Origin of the sequence: Mesorhizobium sp. M2A.F.Ca.ET.042.01.1.1 (genome assembly GCF_003997405.1) — a bacterium.
Taxonomy (GTDB): domain Bacteria; phylum Pseudomonadota; class Alphaproteobacteria; order Rhizobiales; family Rhizobiaceae; genus Mesorhizobium.
In genome coordinates this window covers 1-2,826 of record NZ_RZRX01000438.1, presented here as the reverse complement: position 1 = coordinate 2,826, position 2,826 = coordinate 1, and the positions used below count along the sequence as shown (strand labels likewise).

The 2,826-nt window shown below is 61.9% G+C and carries 4 protein-coding genes and 1 pseudogene; 2 read left to right on the top strand and 3 right to left on the bottom strand.

Translation table 11 applies throughout. From position 1 onward, the window contains the following. The 3 genes and pseudogenes from EOA23_RS33285 to EOA23_RS33275 form a co-directional block, all read right to left on the bottom strand. Nucleotides 1-211: pseudogene (locus EOA23_RS33285) on the bottom strand (GAF domain-containing protein); the annotation flags it as partial. A 35-nt stretch (nucleotides 212-246) separates the two neighbouring features. Continuing rightward, the gene (locus tag EOA23_RS33280; RefSeq protein ID WP_127307181.1) at nucleotides 247-801 is read right to left on the bottom strand and encodes a GNAT family N-acetyltransferase; all 555 of its coding nucleotides are present in this window, start codon (nucleotides 799-801) and stop codon (nucleotides 247-249) included. After that, nucleotides 798-1,106 carry a DUF1778 domain-containing protein gene (locus EOA23_RS33275; RefSeq protein ID WP_127307180.1) on the bottom strand — a complete coding sequence of 103 codons (309 nt, stop codon included), beginning with the start codon at nucleotides 1,104-1,106 and terminating at the stop codon, nucleotides 798-800. Before EOA23_RS33275 ends, EOA23_RS33280 begins: the two co-directional genes overlap by 4 nt. A gap of 165 nt (nucleotides 1,107-1,271) precedes the next feature. Between EOA23_RS33275 and EOA23_RS33270 the strand changes: the two genes are divergently transcribed. Both EOA23_RS33270 and EOA23_RS33265 read left to right on the top strand, forming a co-directional pair. Next, on the top strand, nucleotides 1,272-1,700 hold the full coding sequence (locus tag EOA23_RS33270) for an NUDIX domain-containing protein (RefSeq protein WP_245474431.1): 429 nt from the start codon (nucleotides 1,272-1,274) through the stop codon (nucleotides 1,698-1,700). Further along, nucleotides 1,697-2,671, top strand: a complete 975-nt coding sequence (locus EOA23_RS33265; RefSeq protein ID WP_127307178.1) for a GlxA family transcriptional regulator — start codon at nucleotides 1,697-1,699, stop codon at nucleotides 2,669-2,671. The genes EOA23_RS33270 and EOA23_RS33265 overlap by 4 nt, the downstream gene beginning before the upstream one ends. Nucleotides 2,672-2,826: the final 155 nt, after the last annotated feature.

The window sequence follows — 2,826 nt, the reverse complement described above, 5'->3', positions numbered from 1 at the left end:
GGAAGGGTCCGAGCACCAGCTCGTCATCGGAGGCGAGGAAATAGAAGCCCGCCCAGTTGAGGTCGGGCACCATCTGGTAGATCAGCGCCGCCGTGTTGGCGGCGTTCGCGACGGAATCGCCCTCGCCTTCCAGCAACGCTTTCAGTTGCGTGGCCAACTCCTTGTAGAAGGCCGGCTTGTCCTTGGTGTCGATGACGGTTGCCGCGAACATCGTGTTGTCTCTCCGTTGCAAGCCGAGTGCTTGGCCTACAGATTGCTGTGCATCATCAGTTCCTGAACGGTTTTGATCGGCAGGAACAGCCGCAATTCGTTGGACGGCAATGCGGTGAAACCATGATCGAGATAGAGCTTCTTTCTGCGCGCCACCTTGGCCGGGTCGCCGCAATCCAGCACGTCCAGCATGACAACGGCAATTCCGATATGTTCAGCAATCCCCGCTATGCGCACCAGTGCGTCGAGCAGAAGGTCGCCGCCATATCCATTGCCTGCGAATCGCAAGTCAACACCCATCATGGACAAATAGGCCGCGGGGATGTTCCCATGTCCCGGCCGGGTTCTCGCGTATTTGTGCGGCAGCTCGCTATAATCCACCGAGTGCGAATTGATGGCGTAAAAGCCGATCAGGCCTCCAGCCGGACTGACCATCACGAAGACCCGAAGATTGTCGGCTTTGGATAGCTTGTTGGCGGTCCTTTTGAAGAAATTGTCGACCTGATCCACGCCACAGGAAAAAGCCGTTCGATCGTGCTTTTCAGGATCGAACGGCTCTACGACGTTGGCGAGTTCGGGCTGCCGCCTCACTTGGAAATGACGGTTTTGACATGGCGCGCAAACGACGCCCGCAGCCGATCCGTCGGCTGCGGGGGATTGTCGAGGGCCGCAAAGAAGGCAGCATGGTCGACAGGCCGCAGAGCGGTGCGCTCATGAGCCTCAATCGTTTCCATGGCGGCCTTGTATGCGGCATTCATTGTGAAAACCGAGTCATCGACACCGGCAAGAGCGGCGGCTTGTTGAATGGCTTTCTTGATGCGTGGTTTCGTGCGGAAGTTCATCCGCTCGCTGCTGCGCTCCTCGATCTCTCGAATTTCATCATGGAAAGTTTCCATGTCCTTGCTCCTTCGTACGCCTTATGTACGTCGCATCGGCGTACAGGTCAAGAAAGTTGCATAACAGCAAGCTGCGGCGGTTGCCGCAAACTTCCTGGTCGTTTCTCCGTTGCAAGGGCGCGCCCGTGCCCGATACACTCCAACGCCGCCGGGAAACCGCCTATCGTGACCTCCAGCCATTCCAGAACAGTTAGGGCCAGGACAATCCGCATCGCCGCCGCGGTGATCCGCGACGAAGGCGGCAGGCTGCTGCTGGTGCGCAAGCGCGGCACAAAAGCCTTCATGCAGGCCGGCGGTAAGATCGAGCCGGGTGAGTTGCCCCCCGCAGCCCTGGCGCGCGAATTGCGCGAGGAACTGGGCATCGTCGTCGATCCGGGCGCTGCCTCGCATCTCGGCGTGTTTTCGGCGCCAGCCGCCAACGAGCCGGACGCCCGTGTCGAGGCCGAGCTGTTCGAGCTCTCCATCACCGGCGAGCCGATCCCAGCGGCGGAGATCGAGGAGATGATCTGGCTTAACCCGGCGCTGGCGAGCGGCATGGACCTGGCGCCGCTGACCGCCGATATCGTCCTGCCGCGTTACGGCCGCCAGCCATGAGTTTACGCAATGTGGAAAAACAGCCGGGCGGAGCGCCTCTCACCTTCGCGGTGCTGGTCTTTCCCGGCTTTCCGATGATGGCGTTTTCGTCCGTTATCGAGCCGCTGCGCGCCGTCAACATCCTTGCCAAGCGCGACTGCTACCGCTGGGTCATCGTCGGCGCCGATCCGGGCACGGTCGAAGCCTCCAATGGCGTCGTCATCCAGCCCGGCTTTTGCGCGGCGGACGCACCGAAGGTCGACCGCATCGTGGTGTGCTCCGGTGGCGATGCCGACCATGTCGTGGCCGACGAGGCGATGAGCTGGATCCGCAAGAGCCTGCGCGGCGGCGCTCATATCGGCGCGGTCGCGGACGCTGCCTTCTTCCTTGCCCGCGCCGGCCTGCTCGACGGCCATGCCTGCACCTTGCACTGGACCAGCCAGCCCGCCTTCACCGAGGCATTCCCGGATATTGAGCTTCGGCGCGATCTTTTCGTCATCGACCGCAAGCGTTTCACCTCGGCCGGCGGCGTCGGCAGTCTCGACATGATGCTGGAGATCATCACACGCGACTGTGGCGCCGAGCTCGCGGCGGGTGTCGCCGAATGGTTCGTGCACAGTCCACTGCGTTCCAGCGTCGACCGCAAGCTGATGCCGCTCAGACTGCGCACCGGGGTGCAGAACGAGCTGGTTCTATCGGCCATCGCCATCATGGAGGATGCGGTCGAGGAGCGGCTCGGCATGGCGGAACTTGCGGAGCGGCTCGGCGTGTCGCCCGACAAGCTCGAGCGCAATTTCCGCGCCGAGCTGGATATCTCGCCCAACGGCTATTACCGGCGGCTCAGGCTGAAGCGGGCGGCCGACCTTTTGGCGCATTCGACGCTGATGGTGCGCGATGTCGCGCTGGCCTGCGGGTTTGCGTCGATGTCCAGTTTTGCCCGGGCGTTTCGCGAGGAGCATGGGCACGCGCCGAAGGCGATGAGGAGGCAGTAGGTAGAGTTAGCGCGACTCCACGTAACAGTCGTCATGTATGGACGGCCCCTCTTGGGCAAGAGGCAAAATGACGACGACGGCGTAAGTCTGGAGCGGTCATGTATTCGGCCTTTAGTGCGGTCGATTTCGATGACCGCTGACCAACAAGGGTTACG

Bases quoted from the DNA above. Each gene is read 5' to 3' on its own strand.
- EOA23_RS33265 (WP_127307178.1), top strand. From the start codon at position 1,697: ATGAGTTTACGCAATGTGGAAAAACAGCCGGGCGGAGCGCCTCTCACC.
- EOA23_RS33275 (WP_127307180.1), bottom strand. From the start codon at position 1,106: ATGGAAACTTTCCATGATGAAATTCGAGAGATCGAGGAGCGCAGCAGC.